Source organism: Jiella marina (genome assembly GCF_024359545.1).
Taxonomy (GTDB): Bacteria; Pseudomonadota; Alphaproteobacteria; order Rhizobiales; family Rhizobiaceae; genus Jiella.
The window spans coordinates 241,503-262,206 of the sequence record NZ_JAKQZG010000001.1 but is presented as its reverse complement, the minus strand read 5'-3'; the positions used below and the strand labels follow the sequence as shown (position 1 = coordinate 262,206).

The window sequence follows — 20,704 nt, the reverse complement described above, 5'->3', positions numbered from 1 at the left end:
CATTCTGGCCGAGATCGCCCGGCTGCGCGCCAAGAAGCGGCCGTTGGTCTTTGTCATGCGCGACGGCAATCGCCTTGGCGAGATCGAAGAGGCGCTGCGCTTCATCGCGCCGGAGTTGCCTGTGATGACCCTGCCGGCCTGGGACTGCCTGCCCTATGACCGGGTGGGGCCGTCCTCCGAGGCGGGCGCCCGGCGTCTTGCCGCCATGGCCGCGATCGCGCGGCTTCGCGAAGAGCCGCATCGGGCCGTGATCCTGACGACGGCGAACGCGCTGCTTCAGAAGATGCCGCCGGCCGAGCGACTTTCGGCGGAGACGATCTCGATCGGCGCCGGCGGCCGGATGGCGATGGAGAAGATCGTCACCGCTTTGTCGCTGGGCGGCTTCGAGCGGGTTTCGACGGTTCGCGAGCGGGGCGAATATGCAGTTCGCGGCGGCATCCTCGACGTCTTCGCACCGGGTGCCGAGGAACCGGTCCGCCTCGACTTCTTCGGCGATACGCTGGAGACAGTCCGCGCCTTCGATCCGGCGACCCAGCGCACCACTAAGCAGCTCAAGCGCTTCGAATTGTCGCCCGTCTCCGAAGTGACGCTGCGCGACGAGACGATCAGCCGTTTCCGTTCCAACTATATCAAGCGGTTCGGTGCCGCCGAGCGCGGAGATGCGCTCTACGAGTCGATCAGCGAGGGTCGGCGCTTCGCCGGCATGGAGCACTGGCTGCCGCTGTTTTACGAAAAGCTCGACACACTGTTCGACTATTGCCAAGGCTTCGCCCTGGTCCTCGACCATCTGACGATGGAGGCCGTAGCCGAACGCCGCAAGCTGATTGACGATCACTACGAGGCAAGACGGCGCGGCGTGGGGGATTCCACGGGTGAGGGCGTGCCCTACCACCCGGTAGAGCCCGACGCGCTTTATCTGAGCGAAGATGAACTCGCCGGCGCGCTGGCAATCGCCGCGCCGGTGCGGCTTTCGGCCTATGGCGTCAGCGACGTGCTCGGCCGGGATGTCTACAATCTCGACTATCTGCGTGGGCGCAATTTCTCCGGAGAGCGGACGGCCGGGGACACCAATGTGTTTCAGGCGGCGGTCGACCACATTTCCGATCTTCGCGCCAAGGGCCGCCGTGTTCTGGTCGCGGCCTGGACGGAAGGCTCACGCGAACGCTTGACCCAGGTGCTCGAGGAGCACGGGCTCGGCAATGTGAAGGCGGTCGAAAGCCTCAAGCAGGTTCGCGAGGCGCCGAAGAACTTCGTCGTGACGGCCGTGCTCGGCCTCGAAGCGGGGTTCGAGAGCGACGATCTGGTCGTCATCGCCGAGCAGGACATCCTCGGCGATCGGCTGGTTCGCCGGGGGCGCAAGCGGCGCAAGAATTCCGACTTCATCTCCGAGGTCTCGGGGCTCAACGAAGGCGACATCGTTGTCCATGTGGATCACGGCATCGGGCGGTTCGTTGGCCTGAAGTCGATCGAGGCTGCCGGCGCGCCGCACGACTGCCTGGAACTGCGCTATCACGGCGACGACCGGCTGTTCCTGCCGGTCGAGAATATCGAGCTTCTCTCGCGCTATGGCGGCGAGGGGTCGGAAGCCATGCTCGATCGCCTCGGCGGCGGCGCTTGGCAGGCCCGAAAGGCCAAGCTGAAAAAGAAGCTTCTCGAAATGGCCGGCGGTCTGATCAAGATCGCGGCCGAGCGCGAGATGCGCGGCGCGCCGAAGCTCCTGCCACCCGACGGGCTGTGGGACGAGTTTGCCGCGCGCTTTCCCTATGAGGAGACAGAGGACCAGCTCGGCGCGATCGATTCCGTCGTCGACGATCTTGCGGCGGGAAAACCGATGGATCGGCTGGTCTGCGGCGATGTCGGCTTCGGCAAGACGGAGGTCGCGCTGCGTTCAGCCTTCGTCGCGGCCATGAACGGGCTGCAGGTGGCGGTCGTCGTGCCGACGACGCTGCTCGCCCGCCAGCACTACAAGACCTTCGCCGAGCGTTTCCGCGGCCTGCCGGTTCAGGTCGGGCAGGCATCCCGGCTGGTCACCTCGAAGGAGTTGTCGGGCGTCAAGAAGGGGATTGCGGACGGGACGCTTGACATCGTCGTCGGCACCCACGCGCTGCTTGGCAAGGCGGTCAATTTCAAGAATCTCGGCCTTCTCATCGTCGACGAAGAGCAGCATTTCGGCGTCAAGCACAAGGAGCGGCTGAAGGAGCTGAAATCCGACGTCCACGTCTTGACGCTCTCGGCGACGCCGATCCCGCGCACGCTGCAGCTGGCTTTGACGGGCGTGCGCGAACTCTCGCTGATCACCACGCCGCCGGTCGACCGCATGGCGGTGCGCACCTTCGTCTCGCCCTTCGACGCGATGGTCGTGCGCGAGACGCTGCTGCGCGAGAGATATCGCGGCGGCCAGAGCTTCTATGTCTGTCCGCGGGTCTCCGACCTCGCTTCGGTCAAGGAATTCCTCGACACGCAGGTGCCGGAGTTGAAGGTCGCTGTCGCCCACGGCCAGATGGCGGCGGGCGAGCTCGACGACATCATGAACGCCTTCTATGAGGGCCAGTACGACGTCCTGCTTTCGACGACGATCGTCGAATCCGGTCTCGATATCCCGACGGCGAACACGCTCGTCGTCCATCGCGCCGACATGTTCGGCCTTGCCCAGCTCTACCAGATCCGCGGCCGGGTCGGCCGGTCGAAGCAGCGCGCCTATGCGCTTCTGACCCTTCCGGCAAACAAGACGCCGACCAAGGGCGCCGATCGGCGGCTGAAGGTGCTGCAGTCGCTCGACACGCTCGGGGCAGGCTTCCAGCTGGCCTCCCACGATCTGGACCAGCGCGGCGCCGGCAATCTTCTCGGCGACGAACAGTCCGGCCACATCAAGGAGGTGGGCTTCGAACTCTATCAGCAGATGCTGGAGGAAGCCGTCGCCGAGATGAAGGGCGTCGAAAGCGAGACCAACGGCCAGTGGTCGCCGCAGATCACGCTCGGCACGGCGGTGATGATCCCGGAAAGCTACATTCCCGACCTGCAGCTTCGCATGACGCTCTACCGCCGTCTTGCGGACCTGACCGACGCGCGCGAGATCGATGCCTTCGGTGCCGAACTGATCGACCGGTTCGGCCCGCTGCCAAGCGAGGTCGAGCATCTGTTGAAGGTGGTCTTCATCAAGGCGCTTTGCCGCAAGGCGAATATCGAAAAGCTCGATGCCGGCCCGAAGGGCGTGGTCGTCCAGTTCCGCGACAAGACCTTCGCCAATCCGGGCGCGCTGGTCCGCTACATCGCGGAGCAGGGGGCTTCGGCGAAGATTCGGCCCGACCAGTCGATCGTGTTGATCCGCGACTGGCCGACCCCGGAGAAGCGCTTGAACGGTGCGGCGACGATCGCCACCAATCTCGCGCGCTTCGCGGACGAGGTGCACAAGCAGGCGGCGTAGGCGCCAAGCCTATGCCGCGTCGCTGTGCCCAGAATTGCTGCGATAAGCGTCGCGTGCGGCCTCGATCTGCGCGTTTTGTCCGGCGTTTGGCGCCGTTGATTCCGGGCTCGTCTTGAGGGCAGTCAGGTCGATCGAGGCCTTCGCCCCCATTCCGTCGACCTGGACGCGGCTGCGCAGCGCCCGGCGGTTGGCCGCTTGTTCTTCGGCTCTGACCTTCAGCTTCTCGATATAGGTTTCGGTGATTTCCGGCGACCGTATCGCGCCGGCCAGGGAGGCGCGAATTTCATCGCGACCCGTGCGCTCGCTCGCGGCGTTGCGATTCTGTCCGGTCGTCGTCCCTGTCTCGATGGGACGCATGGACAAGGCGACGTAGACCGAAGCGGTCTCTATCGAAGGAAATGGATCGTTTGTTGCCACGAGGCTGATTCCCGAATTTTCTTATTCGGGCGAAAATGGCCGAGCAGGTCTTTCGACAGAGCTTATCGCTCTCTGACGATTTGAATGGTCAGTCCACCGGATGGACCGCGTTGCTTCCGTGTCGCCGCGAGACCGCAGGCGATAGCGCTCGATCGGGACCTATCCCACAGTTCCCCGACGCATCGCCGGATGGTGAACAATCCGTTGGTTGGAGCGTTCCGAACCGGACACAATGCGAGGAAAGCGCTTCATGCCGACGATGCTTCGACCATGGGCCGCCTGTCGGCAGCCTGCATCACCGGTTCGCCTCCGAGCGGATTTTGACGATCGACCCAGTGCACCGCGAGCCAATGTGGGCGCCGCGCCATGATCCTCCTCACCCTTCTCGGATTCGTCGTCGTGGGATGGACGGTCCTCGAACTCGGCATGACAACCCTCACCGTGCAAGGTGCGGGGCCGCTCACTTCGCGAGTCATGCAAATGATATGGACGCTCTGTCTGAAGCTCTTCGGGCGTAGCCCACGGCGCCATACCATCTTCGCCATGGTGGGGCCGCTGCTTCTCGTTCTGACCGCGCTGACGTGGTATGTCGGGATCTGGCTCGGCTGGTGGCTGATCTTTCTCGGCTCCTCCGATGCGATCGTCAATTCGTCGACCAATGAACCGGCGAGCGCGGTGGAGACGCTCTATTTCGCGGGTTACACTGTCACGACCCTCGGCCTCGGCGATTTCAAGCCGTCCGGCCCCGGTTGGCAATTTCTGACGGCGATCTGCGCGGCAAACGGTCTCCTGGCACTGACTCTGTCCGTGACCTATCTGGTTCCGATTCTTTCGGCGGCGGTGGAGAAGCGGCAGCTCGCGCTGACACTCCATGGCATCGGCGGCACACCGGCGGGTATCCTGCGCCATGCCTATGACGGAACCGGATTTTCTCGTTTGGATCCAGTTCTCGGATCTGTCGCCTCTCAGATTGTGGGCGTCGGCCAGCAGCATCTGGCCTATCCCGCCTTGCACTACTTCCACAGCACCGATTCTGCCGCTGCTCTGCCCGTCCGACTCGCCGCGTTCAGCGAAGCCATCGACCTCATCGCCTCGACGACACCGGGGGACAAGAAACCGAACGCTCTCGAAATCCGGCGCTGCCAGGAAGCGATCCGGTCGTTCCTCGCGTCGCTCAGAACCGGTCATATCCGCATGGCGGATGCGGAACCGCCTCTGCCGGATCGCGACGCCATCTCGCAGATGGCGATCCCGGTCACGGTTGCAGAATATGCGCAGGACGAAGCCGGCAAGAACGACAGACGGCTCCTGCACTCTCTGGTCATGAGCGACGGTTGGCGATGGGACGACGTCGGAAGCGGCGTAACGCAGGAGCCGGCCTCCTGAGCGTGGCTTGGGCTGCCAGGTTCGCCGATCGTAGGGGGATGGGACTTGTGCTCCAGGCGCGATAGATGAGGCAGCGAACGCATTTCATGGGAGAGGAACCAAATGCCGAAGCGCATCGCCTTCACCGGAGGATCAGGAAAAGCAGGCCGGCACGTCGTGCCGTGGTTGGTGGGCAAGGGACATGAGGTTCTCAATCTCGACCTGGCGCCGCTCGACCACCCGGGCGTCAACACGCTGATCACGGACATCACCGATGGCGGGCAGATGTTCAACGCCTTGACCACGCATTTCGGGTTCGACGGCTTCGAAAAGGGCGCACCGGCGGCACCGGTGGATGCCGTCGTGCACTTCGCCGCGGTACCGCGGGTTCTCATCAATCCCGACGACGAGACCTTCCGCGTGAACACGCTCGGAACCTACAACGTCATCGAAGCGGCGATGAAGCTCGGCATTCGCAAGGTCATCATCGCATCGTCCGAGACCACATACGGCGTCTGCTTTGCCGAAGGGGACAAGGATTTTCACCGGTTTCCCCTCGAAGAGGACTATGACGTCGACCCGATGGACAGCTACGGTCTGTCCAAGGTTTGCAACGAAAAGACCGCCCGCGCTTTCGCCATGCGCTTTGGCGCGGACATCTATGCGCTGCGGATTGGCAATGTGATCGAGCCGCACGAATACGACCAGTTCCCCGGCTTCGTCGCCAACCCGATGTCGCGCAAGCGCAATGCCTGGAGTTACATCGACGCCCGCGACCTCGGCCAGATGGTGCATCTGTGCCTGGAGAAGGATGGCCTGGGCTTCGAGGTCTTCAACGCGACCAACGACACCATCACAGCAAACGAGCCGACCCGGGAATTCCTGGCCCGTTATGCACCGAACACGCCGGTGACGAGGGAATTGGAGGAGTTCGAGGCACCGCTGAGCAACCGGAAGATCCGGGATGTGCTGGGCTTTTCCGAAGAGCACAACTGGCGGAAATATGTCTGAGGCACTGCGCCAATGAGATTCCGAAAGCCGGTCGCGCCGAAAGAGGTTGCGCGACCGGCTTTCAAAGGAGAGGGAACCGGCCGAGGCCGCTGCGACTACGCGGCCATGCGACCCGAAGAGTGCGCCTGGCGACCTGCCATGCGGGGCGTTTCCGCGGCGTCCTCGAACTGGAAGCCCTGCACGATACCGTCGAGCTTTTCGGCTTCGACGGCAAGTGAGCGAGCTGCGGCAGTCGCTTCTTCGACGACGGCGGCGTTCTGCTGCGTAACCTTGTCCATGTTGTCTGCTGCCCCGGAGAGTTCGCGCAGGCTCGTTGCCTGGCTTCCGGCGGAGTCGGCGATCTGATTGATCACGGTCGTCATCGTCGCGACCTCTTCGACGATCTCCTCGAGGCTCTTGCCCGATGCCGTAACGAGTTCGACGCCGGAAGCCACCTGTTCGGAAGACCGCGAAATCAGGTCCTTGATCTCCTTGGCCGCTTCCGCGGAACGCTGAGCCAGCGCCCGCACTTCCTGAGCGACCACCGCGAAGCCCTTGCCGGCCTCGCCGGCGCGCGCGGCCTCGACGCCCGCGTTGAGGGCGAGAAGGTTCGTCTGGAAGGCGATCTCGTCGATGACCGAGATGATCTGATTGATCTGCTGCGAAGAGCCCTCGATGCGGTTCATCGCCTCGACTGCTTTCGAGACGACGTCTCCGCCGCGCTCGGCCTTCTGGCGCGCGCTGGTGGCGACCTTCTGGGCTTCGCCCGAGTTGCGGGCCGTCTGGTCGACGGCGCGCGAGATCTCGTTGAGTGCCGCCACCGTTTCCTCAAGGGTCGCAGCCTGCTGCTCGGTGCGCCGGGACAGGTCGTCGGAGGTGCTGGCGATTTCGTTCGACGTCGCCGCGACCGAGCGCACGGATTCCGCGACTTCGCCGAAGGCGCTGCTGAGGGCGCCGATCGCCGCGTCGAAGTCACCGCCGATCTTCTCGAACCCCTCGGGCATCTTGGCAGCGACACGGACGCTGAGATCACCGCTTGCGACCTGTGCAAGGCCAGACGCCAGCGTTTCGAAGGCATCCGCCTGCTTCTGAGCCGCGGCCTCTTCGGCGCGTTTCGCCTTCTCCTGCTGTTCTCGCATTTCGACCATGATCGTCATATCGACGAGGAAGGTCACCATGACGGGGCGGCCGTCGACTTCGGCTTTGATCAGGGTGACGAAGCTTGGAAAGACGCTGCCGTCGAGCCGCTTGGTCAGCCACTCGAAGCGGACGATTCCGTTTCGCTCGAACTCCGCAACATGCTCTGCCACCTTGACAGACGTCTTGGTGCCGCAAGCCTGGACTTCCGGCGAGAGTTCATCGGGTCGCTTGCCGAGCAACTGCTCGCGGCTTGCACCCAGCATACGCTCGGTCGCCGGGTTGCATTCCGTCAGCACACCGTCCTCGAAGACATAATAGGCATCCGGCGAAATGCGGAACACCTCATCTGCGACCGTCTCGCCGTAATTGCGTTTTTGCCGGAATCTCTCGAACACTTTCTTCTTCCCCCCGAAATCGCGGTTTTGAGGAAAGACTGCCGAAAAACAGCAAAGAATTCGTTATTCCAAGTGCCTGCCTGACAATAAGGCGCGAAGAGAAGTTTTTCACGCTTTCGGAGAATTTTCAGCCCGAGGCCGTCTGCAGCAAACCGGACAACAGATTGACGATACCAATGCTCTCCAGCGTGACCCAAGCGACCATGGCCGTGTAGAGCACCAGCAGGATGACAGATTCCGTGCGGGTCAGGACCATGCTGGTGCGCATGAGGAGGAAAAGGGCGATCGTGGCGATCGTCAAAAGCCCCATCATCGGTGCTGCAACGGAGAAATTGATCACCGTCGCGCCGGCAACCAGCACACCGGCGGGAATCGCCACCAGAAGGTCGAAGACGTTCGAGCCGAGGACGTTGGCGAGCGCCGTCACGCCGTTGTTCTTGCGCGCCGCGCGAACCGAGACGAAGGCGTCAGGGACGGAGGTTCCGGCCGCGACCACGGTGAAGCCCCAGAGAAAACTCGGCGTATCGAAAATCTCGCCGAGATTGATGGCCGAGCGGACCAGCCCTTCGACGCCGGCAACGATGATCAGCAGCGAACCCAGAAAGAGCAGCCACTGGCGGCCGGGCGCGATCTTTTCCTCGGGTTCCTCGGTCGGGCTCTCGCGGCTCTCCAGGAACTGCACGAAGACATAGAGCAGATAGAGACCGATGGGGATCAAGGCGAGGAGGCGGTTCATCTCGCCCGTGATGATGCCCGCGCTTTCGCTGGATTTCGGAAAATAGATGACCGCGAAGGAAAAGGTGACGAGTAGCACCGCCACCGACACCATGTAGAACTGCGCCTCCTTGTAGACGAGTTCGCGGTTCGCTTCTAGCGGCTTGGGACTGAAGAGACCGCAAAGCGCCGGGATCACCAGGATGTTGAAGATCGCCGAGCCAACGATCGCGGCAACGCCGAGCTGAAACTGGCCGTGCACGAGGGCGGAGATCACCGTGGTTGAAAGCTCGGGAAAGCTGGAGCCTACCGCCACGACGATGGCCCCGTGAACCACCGGCGGCAGCCGGTAATAGGCCGAGAGCTTCGTACTAGAGCTTTCGAGAAGTCCGCTGCCCTTCCAGACGACGGCGGTTCCCGCTGCCGCGACGGCGAGCCACAAGAGGATCTCGCCGATCATGCGGCGGACTGCGGACGTTCAACGCGTGGGATAGCGTGAAAGATGCTCCGAACGGCCTCTGTCGAGCAGTACACATAAGAAATGGTCATGAGGGAAGAAATCTGGTCGATCCTTTTGAACGCAGAAGGGAGCTGGGGCACCGCTTACGCGCTCTAAACGACGACCGGGCCGTGGTCGATCCATACATGAAGCAGGCTGGACAGCCCAGGAGCGGGACATGCCGACGGCTTCCCGAAATCGCCAAGCCGGACGCCACACAGCCTTTGGCCGGAACCGATTGTTCCTACGTCCGGTAAACGATCCCTCGATCACTCCTCCCGCCAGAAGGCGGGAAGCTGGTAGCCGTAGAGTGCCGTCTCGTCCGGGTGCTTGATGAAGTGCCAGCGTGCCAGTCGCTGTTCCGGCAGATGGAACAGCGGAAGGACATAGTATCCCGAGATCAGCACACGGTCATAGGCGCGCACGGCCGCGACGAAATCCTCGCGCGAGCGCGCCGAGACGATTTCCTTGATCAGTGCGTCGACAGCCGGATCCGCGACGCCGGCATAGTTGAAGGTTCCGCCCAGATCCTTCGACACCGAGCCCCAACGATAGGTCTGTTCGGCGCCCGGCGAGAGCGAAGCCGAATAGGCCGCGATGATCATGTCGTAGTCGAAGGCGTTCTTGCGGGCCTGATACTGGGAATCGTCGACCAGCCGCACCTCGACCATGATGCCGAGCCGATCGAGCGTACGCTTGTAGGCAAGCGCCATCTTCTCCTGTTCGGGCGACTGCACCATGATTTCGAAGGACAACGGATCGCCGTTCGGGCCGACGAGCTGCCGGCCCTGAAACTGATAGCCGGCTTCCTGGAAGAGCTTCACCGCCTGTTGCAGAACCCGGCGATCTGAACCCGATCCGTCGGTGACGGTCGGCGCATAGCTGCCGTCCATGACATCGGAATCGACCGCATCGGGGTAGGGCGCGAGCAGCGCCTTTTCCGAATCGTCCGCTGGCCGCCCAAGGGCTGAAAGCTCCGAATTCTGAAAGAAGGAGCCGGTCCGCGCATAGGCGTCGTAGTAGAGGTTGCGGTTCGCCCATTCGAAATCGAACAGCATGGAAAGCGCCTTGCGCACCGTCTTGTCGAAAAAGACCTCCCGCCGCGTGTTGAAGACGAAGCCCAGCATGTTGGACGGCGCGCCGGTTTCGAATGTCTCCTTGATCACCTTGCCATTGTCGACGGCGGGAAAGTCGTAGGCAGTGCGCCAATGGTTGGGGTCGCCCTCCAGATAGATGTAGGTGTTGCCCTTCTTGAACGCTTCGAATTGGGCGTTGGAGTCGCGGTAGTAGTCGATGACGATGGTGTCGTAGTTGTCGATGCCCTGCTTGATCGGCAGGTCCTTGCCCCAATAGTCGGGGTTCTTCTTGTAGGTAATCTGCTGACCTGGCTTGACGTCGGCGATCACATACGGGCCGGAGCCGATGACGGGTTCCAGCGTCGTGCGCTCGAACGTGTCGCGGTCGAAGGCATGCTCCGGCAGAACCGGAAGGCCGGAAATCAGGAGCGGGGTCTCGCGGTCGGCGGTGTCGTCGAAGGTGAAGCGCACGCCGTGCTCGCCGACCTTTTCGATCTTGACTGCCGGGCGCAGCCAATTGCCGTAGAGCGGGCGGCCATGTTCTCGCAGCATCTCGACGGTGAACAGCACGTCCTCCGGCCGGATCGGCTTGCCGTCGGAGAATTTTGCGTCGGGATTGAGCTGGAACTCGACGAAGCTGCGCTCGTCGTCGGTCTCGATCGTTTCGGCCACGAGCCCGTACATGGTGAAGGGCTCGTCCGCCGAGCGCTGCATCAGGGGTTCGAAGACGAGATTGCCGAACTCCTTGTCGAACCAGATGCCGCGCGCCGTCGTCAGCGCGCCGCGCACGATCACCGGATTGAGATTGTCGAACGTCCCGAACACGCCGTAGCGCATGGTGCCGCCCTGGGGGGCATTCGGATTGACGAAGGGCAGGTGGTCGAAATCCGACGGCAGCGCCGGCTCGCCCTGCATGGCGATGGCGTGCTTCGGCTTGGCCATCGCGACGCCGGAAATTCCGGTCGAGACCAAGAGGGCTCCGATGCCAAGAACGGCGGAGGCCACGGGCTTCATTCGCATGCGCTTGTTCCAGCTTCGTTATTTTCCGAGCGAACTCTAGACGTCCGCATCGCGCTTGCCTACCGCCTACCCCTTACCGCCCGGCGCGGCTGAACTATGGCAAGAAACCCGCAAAAAGGCCCCGAACCGAGCGGTCCGGGGCCTTTCGCGTCATCCCTGGTCTTTGGCGCCGACGCTCAGCTGTCGAAGCGGCCGGAGGCGTGGGCGAGCATCGTGTAGACCTTCCCCGTGTCGGAGGCGAGGTAGTTGCGCGTCATCCGGTTCTCGGGGTCATTGCGGGAAATGTCCTGCAAGAGCGCCTCGAAATCGGCGATGTAGCGGTCCACCGCTTCCTGGAATTCGCCGTCGCGCAGGTACTTGCGCCGGATCTCGTCGAAGGTCTGCTGTCCCTTCATCGTATAGAGCCGACGGGTGAAGACGTTCCGCTCGCCGCGACGGTAGCGGTCCCAGAGTTCCACCGCGACATTGTGGTCGATCGCCCGGGCGATATCCACCGACAGCGAATTGAGGGAATCGACCACCTGATCCGCCGTGCGTTCCGGCGTGGTTGGCGTGCGGTTTCCTGCCGGCGAGGAGGTGGAGGTCTGAGGGGAAGACCGGCGCGGTTCGCTCGGTGCGATATCCTCCTCTTCTGAGGCCCGGCGCAGGAGATTGGACACCCAGCCACCGCCGGAGCGCTCACCCGAGGCGCCACGTTCGTTGCGCGCAGGTGCCTGGCGATAATTGCTGCTTACAGCCGGCCCCGTCGATCCGGCGGGCGAACTCGGCCGGGGCGGCTGTTGTTGCGGCTCGGCACGGCTCGTTGCTGCTGCTCCGCTGGCTTGTGAGCCGGCAGCAGGAGCCGAGCCCTGGGGCTTCGTTTCAGCAGTTTCCTGACCTTTGCCAGGGTCTTGGCGGCCGCTTTCGTAGCTCGGACCGCGCAGGTCATGCGCGAGATTGCCGTCCGTCATGAAGGACGCGGCGATTTCCTGCTCGACATCGAAGGCGTCGTCGTCGGTGAAGTCGAACTCTTCGGGAGCCGGTTGCGGCGCGGGTTTTGCCGCGGGCGCGGCCTGCGCCCGCACGGAGGGAGCAGGGTTCTGCGCCGCCGCGCGGTTCGAGGCCTGCGGCTGCGGCCGGCTCGGAGCAGGGCGCGAGCGATCGGCAACGTCGAAGGCGCGGCCAGATTGCGAAACGATGTCCGACAGATCGCGCAGGGCCCGGATCTGGTCCGCAACCGCCCGACGCATGGATTCCGTGCTCGTCCGCGTCTCTTCGGGAAGCTCGAAGACGCCACGCTTGATCTCGGTGCGTGCCGATTCGATTTCCGAACGGATCGCCTCGGCCGTGCGACGGATTTCGTCCGTCGCTCCATCGAAGCGCGTGGTGGCCTCGTCGAGCACGCTCTGGATCGCCTCGCGCATGGACGCGGCGTTCTCGCGCGAGCGTTCCTCGGCCGCCAGCATCCGCTGTTCGACGTCGCCCAGAGAACCGCCGACCTCAGTAGCCAAGCGCTCGGAGATCATGCGCGAGCGCTGCTCGGTGCGATCGAACAGGCCGTTGAAGACCTCCTCGAAGGACCGCATCAGGCCGCCGATCTCCTCGGAGCGGGCGACGAGGTTCGACGAGAGTTCGTCGAGCCCGGCATGGCCGCCTTCGAGAACCGACCGCAATCCGGCTTCCCGGTTTTCCAGGAGTTCGACGGTCTCGCCGAGAACGGCGCCGTGCTCCTGGAAGCGATCGGCCATGTTGGCGATCTTGGAGAAGGCCGACAGCGACAGCTTGTCGAGACGTTCGACATTGCTGTCGAGCATGCGGGCGCTGAGCGAGATCGAGTTCGAGGCTTCCTCGGCATCGTGTGCGAAACGCTCTCCGGTCTCCTTGAGGATGCCGTCGATTGCGCCGAGATTGCCTGCCGTTTCCTCGACCAGCCCGCGAAGCGAGCTCGAGGTCTGGGCGAGGCGGCCGATCAACGAACCGACATCACGCTGCAACTGCTCGCGCATCTCGCTCATCATGCCGACCGTCGAAGCGGCCTTTTCGTCGAGCGCCCCGAGGATGGCGTCGGAGGATTGCGACAGGTTGTCGATGGTCTCCTGGGCACGTCGGCTCAGTGCGGCGGCGAGAGACGCGTTCTCTGCCCGCAGTTTTTCCGCGGCCTCGCGGGTGCTCATCTGCAGGAGACGGGCGAGCTCCGTGCCGCTTTCGCCGATCTGGCTCAGCATCGGACGGGCCTCGTCGTCGAGGATACGGCCGATTTCCGCGTTGCGGGCAGCCAGCATGCCGGCGAGGTTGCGGGTCTTCTCCTCCAGCTCGTCGTTCATCATCCGGGTCCGCGTCGCGAGGACGCGTTCGGTGTCGCTCATGCGCGCCGAGAGCTCTTCGCCGATACTGCCGGCACTCTCGAGCAGTGTGCCGCGCGCCCGCTCCGTCTCCAGACGGATGATCTCGGACATTGCCGCGATTTCCCTGGCCAGATCTTCGCTGCGCGAGGCGATCTGGTCGCGCACGGCGTCCGCATCCCGCAGGAGCGTCCCCGACACGGTTTCCACTTCGCCGCGGAGCTGTGAAACGACATTGGTCACATCGCCCCGGATCGCCTCGGAAGACGCTACCAGTTCCTCACGCAGCCGCGCCGTTGCGCTGTCGATTTCGCCCGTTACCGGGTTCGCGGCCAACAGGTCGCTCAGCCTCTGTGTGACCGATTCGATCTGCGACGAGAACTGTCCCGCCTTGTCGTCGAGAGCAGCGGCGATGTCGGTGGTCGCGTTCCGTACGCTGTCGGAAGCTTGTGCGACCCGTTGGGTGAAATCGTCGCCATTGGCCTGAAGCGCGGCCTCGGCCGTCCGGGCAAGTTCCGCCATTCGGGCGATCGCGCCTTCGAACTCGCCGGTGAGACTGTCGGCGTCGCGCTGGAAACTGCGGCGGTTTTCGTCGCCGATCTTGCGCAGCTGGTCGCCGGCCGCGCCGATCCGTTCGGCAAAGCTCTCCGTGTTGCGGTCGAATTCGCCGGCCACGGCTCCCGAAATGCCCGAGAGCGTGTCGACCAGAGCCATCCGCTGCTGGGCGAGCTGTTCGCGCACATCGTCCGCTTCGCGGCGGATCTCGCCGGAAAGCCGGGCGATGTCGGTCGCCAGGGTCTCGGCTTCATTGGCAAAGCGCGAGCGGGATTCTTCGGAAAGCGAGCGGATGACTTCCGTCGAGCCGCCGATCGTTTCCGCAATCCGGTTGCCTTCGCCGACGAGCCGCGTACCGGCACTCTCCGTGCGGTCTGCCAGATCGTTCGCCAGAGTGCCGAGCCGATCGGCGAGGCGCTCGGCTTCCGAGGCGATGCGCTGGCGGGCGTCCTCGCTCGCCGCATCGAAGAGCCGCGAGATGTCGTTGACGCTTGCCGAGACCTTTTCGGTTTCGGCCTCGAGGCCCTGACGGGCGCGGCCGGCCTCCTCGGTCATGGCGGCCGTCGCCTCGGAGATCGCCTTGCGGAGCGTCTCGGCGACCGTCGCGGTGCGCGCGTTCAACGTCCGTTCGACATTGCCGAGACCGCGATCCAGCGCGCTGGCGATCGCTTCGGTCCGCTGATCGATGGCGCCGACCAGGCTCGACGATCCGCCTTCGAGCGCCGAGACGAAGTCCTCGCGCCGGGATTCGAGCGTCTGCGACACGTCGCCGACCGATTGCTCGATCGTGCGGCGCACGTCGTCGACGCGGTCCTCCAGCGTCGCCGCCGCGGAGCTGACGGCCCCGTCGATCAGCGAGGCCAGGCTGTCGCGACGCTCGTCGAAGGCGGTCGCGAGTTTCAGGTCCGCTTCGAAGAGAGCATCCGACAGGGCGGAGACCCGCTCCTCGAGCGTCGTCGCGATCGCCTGGCGACCGCTGTCGATCTGACGGCCGAACTCGTCGCGGCGCGCGTCGAGCGAAGCCAGCAGCGTGCCTTCGGAGCCGTCGACGATCTGCTGGATAGCCGACAGGCGCTCGCCAAGGCCTCCCACCAGAGTGCTTTGCGCTTCCTCGATGATCGCGCGAAGGGCGGCGGTGCGGGCGTCTAGGTTCTCGCCCACCTCCTGGACCCGCGTGGCAATGTCGCCAGAGATCATCTCGATGCGCTGGTCGAGGACGCTGGACAACTGATTGCGACCACCTTCGAAGAGGCCTTCGAGGTTGCCGAAACGGCTTTCCAACGCCTCGCGAATCCCGGTCTCGACCGATTCCGCCGTCTGGCGAAGCTCGGCAAGACGCGTATCGAGAACGGCGTTGATGGTCTCGCCGCTTTCCTGCAACTCGCCAGAAACCCCGTTGCGTCCGGCTTCGAGCGTTTCGCGGAAGGCTTCCATCTGGCGGTCGATTTCCGTCTCGATCTCCGAGCGGGCTCCATCCGCCACGTCTTTCAGGCGCGACACGCGCTCGTCCAGACCTTCGACGACCATGCCCAGCGCGCTCTCGATCGCCACGAGTTGCGCGCCAGCACTGACGGAAAGCTGATCCTCGAAGCCACGGGTGCGCTCGTCGATCTCGGAGCGGAAGCGGCCCGTCTCGCCTTCGATGGTTGAAACGAGCATGCCTCGGGTCTCTTCCAGAGCGCTGCGCAGGGCTTCGACGCGCTGTCCGATGTCTCCGGCCACCTGTTCGGCAATCTGATCGAACCCGCCGGACAGGCCGCCGATCCGCTCGTCGAGCACACCGACGATCCGCGTCTGCATATCCTCCGAGAGGCGCTGCAATTCGTTCGTCCGGCTGTCGAGCAGATCCCGCAGTTCGACATGCTGGCGATCGAGCCCGGACAGCATCGTCTCCTGTGCATCGCCCAGGACGCGCTCGCTGGCGCTGATCCGATCGGCCAGTCCGGCATTCAGGGACTCCGAACGGCGGTCGAAACCTTCGAGAAGAATGTTTGCTTTTTCGTCCAGGCCGCTGATGAAACGTGCCGATTCGCTTTCGAGCGAGCTCGTGATCCTGCCTTCGCCCTCGGAGAGGATGCTGGCGAGAGCCGCGATCCGGCGGTCCACGCCATCGGTGATGTTGTGCTCGGATGTGGCGAGGAGCGACTCGATCTCTCCGCGTCGCTCGTCGAGAAGCGCGGCCAGCACAGCCGTGCGCTCTTCAACGCCGCGGGCGAACGCGCCTTCGACCGTCCCAAGCGCCTGATTGATCTCGGCTAGAATCTCCTCGACTCGCCGGGCCACCGCATCGGTACGCTCGCCCATGTCGTTGGTCAGGAGGTTCTGGGCCTCGGCCAGCGCTTCGGCGAACCGGGCGCCGTAATCGGCGAAGTTCTGCTCCAGGGTCTGGACGCGTCCGCTGAAGCTCGTGTCGAAGCCGTCCGCGATCCGGCCGAGAACCACCTCGATTTCGTCGCGGCGTTCCGTCAGGATTGTCTCGATCCGCGATGCGGCACCTTCGAGCTTGTCACCGACTTCGCCGGCCCGCTCATTGATCGAGTCGATCCGACTGTCGGCGGACAGGTCAAAGGAGAGGATTCGATTGTCCAGCGTGTCGGTCAGGTTCGAGGACCGTTCGGCAAGCATGTTGTCGAGCTGATCGGAACGCTGTGACAGGAGTTCACGAAGCTCGTTGGTGCGTGCTTCCAGCGTCGCATTGGCCATGGTGACGGCATCGGCGGCGCGTTCGGAGATTTCCGACTTCCCGCTCTCGAAGGCCGTGACGATTTCCCGGGTGCGTTCGGCCAGACCCTTGGCGAATTCGCGCGAACGTTCGTCGAGGACGGTCGAAATCCGGTCGGTCGAGACCTCGATCGCGTTCGCGCGGTTCTCAATCGCCTCGATCAGGGCCGGGCCCCGGTCGCCGAGCGCCTTTTCGATCGTCTCGATCCGCTCGTCCAATCCGCCAAGTGTGCGGGTATTGGAATCGGCCAGCAGGGTCTCGATGCGTGTCGTGCGCTCGCCAAGCTCGGTCTCGGCCGTCTTGAGGAACTGATCGGCGCTTGCTTCCAGCCTTTCGCGGCGCGCATCGATGTTCTGGGCCACGCCCTCCTGGAAGGCCGTACCCTGATGCTCGATCGCTTCCAGCCGTTCGTTGAACAAGGCTTCGAGCCCGGCGAGGAATGTCTCGCCCTGGAGCGTCATGGTCATCGTGCGGTCGTCGAGCGCTTCGCTCAGTCCGGCAAGGAAGGTCTCGCTGTATTCGGTCAGCGTCTGGGTTCTGGCCTGCAAGAGGCCCGTCGCGGCGTCCGCCGAAGCGATCAGTCGTCCGGTGACCTCGGTGCCCAGATTTGCAAGATGCTCCGCGATCTCGCCCGAGCGCGACAGAAGGCGCTCGTTGGTCTCGTCGAAGCGGCGGGTGGTATCGTCGGACAGCACCGTGATCTGTCCGACCAACGCTTCGGAACGCTCGGCAAGCGTCGCGGAGAGGGCACTGCTGCGCTCGCCGATCCGGTTGACGAGACCGTCTGTCTGGGTCTCGAAGTCGAGGGAGATCCGTGACGCCTGCTCTTCGAGCGTCTGGCCGACACGATCGCCGGCGCCGACGATCTGCCCGACCGCGGATTCCGCGCTGAGGGACAGACCCGCTACGAGGCGTTCGTTCATCTCGTTCGCCTGGTCCGCCAGCGTCGAACTCGTCTCCTGGAAAGTCGTCAACAGGGCGCGGCTGCGATTGTCGAAATCGTTCGAGAGCGAGAGCGTGTGCTCTTCGAGTGTGCGGCCGATCGTATGGCCGGCCTCCACGATCTGGTTCACCGCCGTACCGCTATTGAGCGACAGGTCGGCGACGAGCTGTTCGCTCATCTCGCGTGCTGCGGCTCCGAAGGCAGCCGTCCGTTCGCCGAAGCTTGAAAGCAGGGCCTGGCTGCGTCCATCGAAGTCGTTCGAAAGGGCTGCCAGCTGATTTTCCAGCGTCTGGCCGACGGTCTGGCTCGCCCCGACGATCTGGTCCGCGGCCGACTGGGCGCTGAGCGAGAGCCCCGCAATCAATCGGTCGCTCGCCTCCTCTGCTTGGCTCGTCAGGGCTGTGCTCTTCTGCTCGAAGTCCGACAGCAGGCCGCGGCTGCGCGTGTCGAAGCTGTTCGACAGGGTGAGCGTCTGCTCTTCGAGAGTCCGTCCAATCGTCTCGCCCGCCTCGACGATCTGGGCGACCGCCGTTCCCGTGTTCAGGGACAGGTCTGTGACGAGGTGTTCGCTCATCTCGCGGACGGCCGAACCAAAGGCCGCGGCGCGCTCGTCGAAGGAGGTCAGAAGCCCCTGGCTGCGGGTCTCGAAGTCTTCGAGCAGGCCGGACGTCCGGTTTTCCAGGGTGCGGGCGGCATCCTCGCCAGCGCTCGAGATCCGCGCGACGATTGCTTCGCCATTGGACGAGAACCCGCTCACGAGCCGTTCGTTGGCCTCGTTCGCGCGGCTCGACAGGGCCTGGCTGCTGGCCTCGATGTCGGCGATAAGGCTCTGGCTGCGGGTTTCGAAATCGCTGGACAGGTTCGCGCTCGTGGCCTCGAACGACTGGGTCACGGTCTCGGCGGCCTGGGTCAGACGCTGAACGGCGGCCTCGCTGCCGGAAGTGATGCCGGCGAGCAGGCGATCATTGGCCTGGCCGGCCTGGCTGGTGACTTCCGCGCTCTTTTCGTCAAAGGCCGCGAGAAGGTTGCGGCTTCGCGTCTCGAACTCGCTTGCGAGGAGGGCGGTCCGCTCTTCGAGCTGGCTGGTGACTTCGCCACCCAGCGTGCTGATCTGATTGCAGGCGTTCTCGCCGGTGAAGGAGAGATCGGCCACCAGCCGATCGTTGAGATCCGTGACCTGGCTGCCGAAGGAGGTCGTCTTCTCCTCGAACATGGCGATCAGTTCGCGGCTGCGGGCCTCGAAGGTCTCGCTGAGGACGCGATTGCGCTCTTCCGCCGTGGCGCCGAGTGCCGTTTCGGCCTCGTTCAGCCGGCGGGCGGCATCGTCCGCGCTCGTGGTGATACGCTCGATCAGGCCTTCGCTGTCGCCGGTGATTCGCTGCGTGATGTCCCGCGAACGCTCTTCGAGAAGCCCCACGATCGCCGTGCTGCGGGTACCGAGTTCTTCGCTGATGCCGTTGGACCGCTCGTCCAGATCACGCGAGACCTGATCGCCGATCGTGATCAGACGCTGACCGGCGTTCTCGGCCATTTCCGAGAGCCGGTCGAGCAGGGCATTGCCTTCTTCCGAAAGCTGATCGCGCATCGTCTTGCTGCGATCCTCGATCAGGGCCGAAAGCTCTTCGTTGCGGTTCTGGTAGTCGCTGGCAAGTGCCGCGCCGCGCTCCTCCAAAAGGGCGGTGAAGCGCTGCGAGGCTTCCTCGATCCGGCGCAGAATGTCGTCCGAGGTCATGTCGACGTCTTCCACCAGACGCTGGTGCGACCCCACGACTGCGGAGCGCAGCCTCTCGGCATGGGAGAGCATCGCCTCGCGCTCGGCGCCGAGATCCTGGACCAGCGTGCGGATCTTGACCTCATTGTCGGCATAAGCGCGTTCGAGCTGGCTCACCTCGTTGCGCACGACGTTTTCGAGTTCGGCCGTGCGCGACAGGGCGCGCTCGACGCCTTCGCCGAGACCGGCGATTTCGCGGCGGACAGCCTGACCCACGCTCATGACGCGCTCGGTCGCGATGCTTTCGGGCTCCGCCAGACGAAGGGCGACATCCGCCAGCGAGCGACTCATCAGCCTCAGATCGGCCGAACGCCGGATCATCAGACCGAAGGCGAAAAACAGCAGCGGCGGCAGGAGCGCGGCGAGACCCAAGAGAAGCAGTTCGCCCTGACCCAGCGGATCGTTGAGACCGTTCGTCAGCGTTTCGAGATTGGTCCCGTACATCGTGGTTGCCGCATAGCCGACACCGGCGATCCAGAGGATTGAGACGACAAGCGCGATCCAGAGCGGCGTGCGCGATGCGCGACGGTTGAGCAGGGCTTCTGCCCAGACGGCGGTCCGCCGTTCCTCGTCATTGGCCGGAGCCTGGTTGTAGGCGCGCTGCTGCTCCGAACTCGACGTGGGACCGCGGCGCTGTTCCTGATCCATGTTGTCGGGGGCGGCAGCCCCCTTGTCGCCGGAAGCGTTTTCCGGGGCAGGGCCGGTCGGACTGGACGCACTTGCGTAATAGGCCGCGCCGCCGCCGCCGGCGGCCGCCAGGCCCAAGGTGTATTCCTCCGCCATGCCGTACTGCTCGGACTCCTTCGAGGCCTCAGCCGCCTGACGGTCGGAAAAATCCTGTCGCATCTCGCCGGCAGAGACTTCTGCCGCGCTTTCTTCGTCACGAAGCTGCCCGGCGGTCTCGCGAAGCTGCCTTTCGAAATCCTCCATGGAGAGCACGACGTCGGCGCTCTCGGTGGACTCTTTCGATTCGAGGTGGCCGGTCGCTTCCGCCGTGGCCTCGCTCGCATCGCCGTCAGAGGCGCCATCCACCTGAAGATCGGCCAGCGCCTCTTCCAGCTCGTTGACTGCGTCGTCGGGAAGCTGATCGGAGGGTTTCGTCTTGGACATCGCCGTCGCGCCTCGATACTCGTTACTGCCGGCTTTTCCAGCCTTCGCCGCCTGCGGATTTCCGCGCTGGTGCGACGAAGCGGGCTTCGGCCGAAGCCGGCCGACACAAGGTCAGCCAAATCCGGACGAAGGCCCACGGTCTCCATCGTGAATGTTAGTGGCGCATCCCCGCGAAAGAAACCGTAAAGCCGCCGGATGCGTACAAGTTTAAACATAAGGTTAACGATGGCGAGAAAATTGCG

General features: G+C 64.1%; 7 protein-coding genes and 2 pseudogenes. 3 read left to right on the top strand and 6 right to left on the bottom strand.

All coding sequences use genetic code 11. The features are described 5' to 3' along the window. Positions 1-55 precede the first annotated feature (55 nt). The gene (gene mfd, locus MF134_RS01155; protein ID WP_304363599.1) at positions 56-3,424 is read left to right on the top strand and encodes a transcription-repair coupling factor; all 3,369 of its coding nucleotides are present in this window, start codon (positions 56-58) and stop codon (positions 3,422-3,424) included. Positions 3,425-3,433: 9 nt separating this feature from the next. Here mfd and MF134_RS01150 read toward each other — a convergent pair whose 3' ends face one another. Next, positions 3,434-3,841, bottom strand: coding sequence for a hypothetical protein (locus MF134_RS01150; protein ID WP_255337550.1), 408 nt, complete (start codon positions 3,839-3,841; stop codon positions 3,434-3,436). A gap of 366 nt (positions 3,842-4,207) precedes the next feature. Between MF134_RS01150 and MF134_RS01145 the strand changes: the two genes are divergently transcribed. Both MF134_RS01145 and MF134_RS01140 read left to right on the top strand, forming a co-directional pair. Beyond that, the gene (locus MF134_RS01145; protein ID WP_255337549.1) at positions 4,208-5,227 is read left to right on the top strand and encodes a potassium channel family protein; all 1,020 of its coding nucleotides are present in this window, start codon (positions 4,208-4,210) and stop codon (positions 5,225-5,227) included. 102 nt (positions 5,228-5,329) lie between these two features. Beyond that, positions 5,330-6,217: an NAD-dependent epimerase/dehydratase family protein gene (locus MF134_RS01140; protein WP_255337548.1), complete on the top strand. Its 888-nt coding sequence runs from the start codon at positions 5,330-5,332 to the stop codon at positions 6,215-6,217. Between the two features lie 95 nt (positions 6,218-6,312). Here the strand turns inward: MF134_RS01140 and MF134_RS23945 are convergent. The 5 genes and pseudogenes from MF134_RS23945 to MF134_RS01120 form a co-directional block, all read right to left on the bottom strand. Further along, positions 6,313-7,329, bottom strand: a pseudogene (locus MF134_RS23945) (methyl-accepting chemotaxis protein); the annotation flags it as partial. A gap of 9 nt (positions 7,330-7,338) precedes the next feature. Further along, positions 7,339-7,677: pseudogene (locus tag MF134_RS24180) on the bottom strand (PAS domain-containing protein); the annotation flags it as partial. A gap of 181 nt (positions 7,678-7,858) precedes the next feature. Continuing rightward, positions 7,859-8,905 (bottom strand): sodium:calcium antiporter, encoded by a 1,047-nt coding sequence (locus tag MF134_RS01130; protein ID WP_255337546.1) that lies wholly within the window; start codon positions 8,903-8,905, stop codon positions 7,859-7,861. 308 nt (positions 8,906-9,213) lie between these two features. Then, positions 9,214-11,040, bottom strand: a complete 1,827-nt coding sequence (locus MF134_RS01125; protein ID WP_457589926.1) for an extracellular solute-binding protein — start codon at positions 11,038-11,040, stop codon at positions 9,214-9,216. Positions 11,041-11,216: 176 nt separating this feature from the next. Next, entirely contained in the window at positions 11,217-20,462 is a 9,246-nt protein-coding gene (locus tag MF134_RS01120) for an apolipoprotein A-IV repeat region-like domain-containing protein (RefSeq protein ID WP_255337545.1), read from the bottom strand. Positions 20,463-20,704 lie beyond the last annotated feature (242 nt).

Coding starts and splice junctions, on each gene's coding strand:
- mfd (WP_304363599.1), top strand. CDS start 56: ATGCGCGACGGCAATCGCCTTGGCGAGATCGAAGAGGCGCTGCGCTTC.
- MF134_RS01145 (WP_255337549.1), top strand. CDS start 4,208: ATGATCCTCCTCACCCTTCTCGGATTCGTCGTCGTGGGATGGACGGTC.
- MF134_RS01140 (WP_255337548.1), top strand. CDS start 5,330: ATGCCGAAGCGCATCGCCTTCACCGGAGGATCAGGAAAAGCAGGCCGG.
- MF134_RS01130 (WP_255337546.1), bottom strand. CDS start 8,905: ATGATCGGCGAGATCCTCTTGTGGCTCGCCGTCGCGGCAGCGGGAACC.
- MF134_RS01125 (WP_457589926.1), bottom strand. CDS start 11,040: ATGCGAATGAAGCCCGTGGCCTCCGCCGTTCTTGGCATCGGAGCCCTC.
- MF134_RS01120 (WP_255337545.1), bottom strand. CDS start 20,462: ATGTCCAAGACGAAACCCTCCGATCAGCTTCCCGACGACGCAGTCAAC.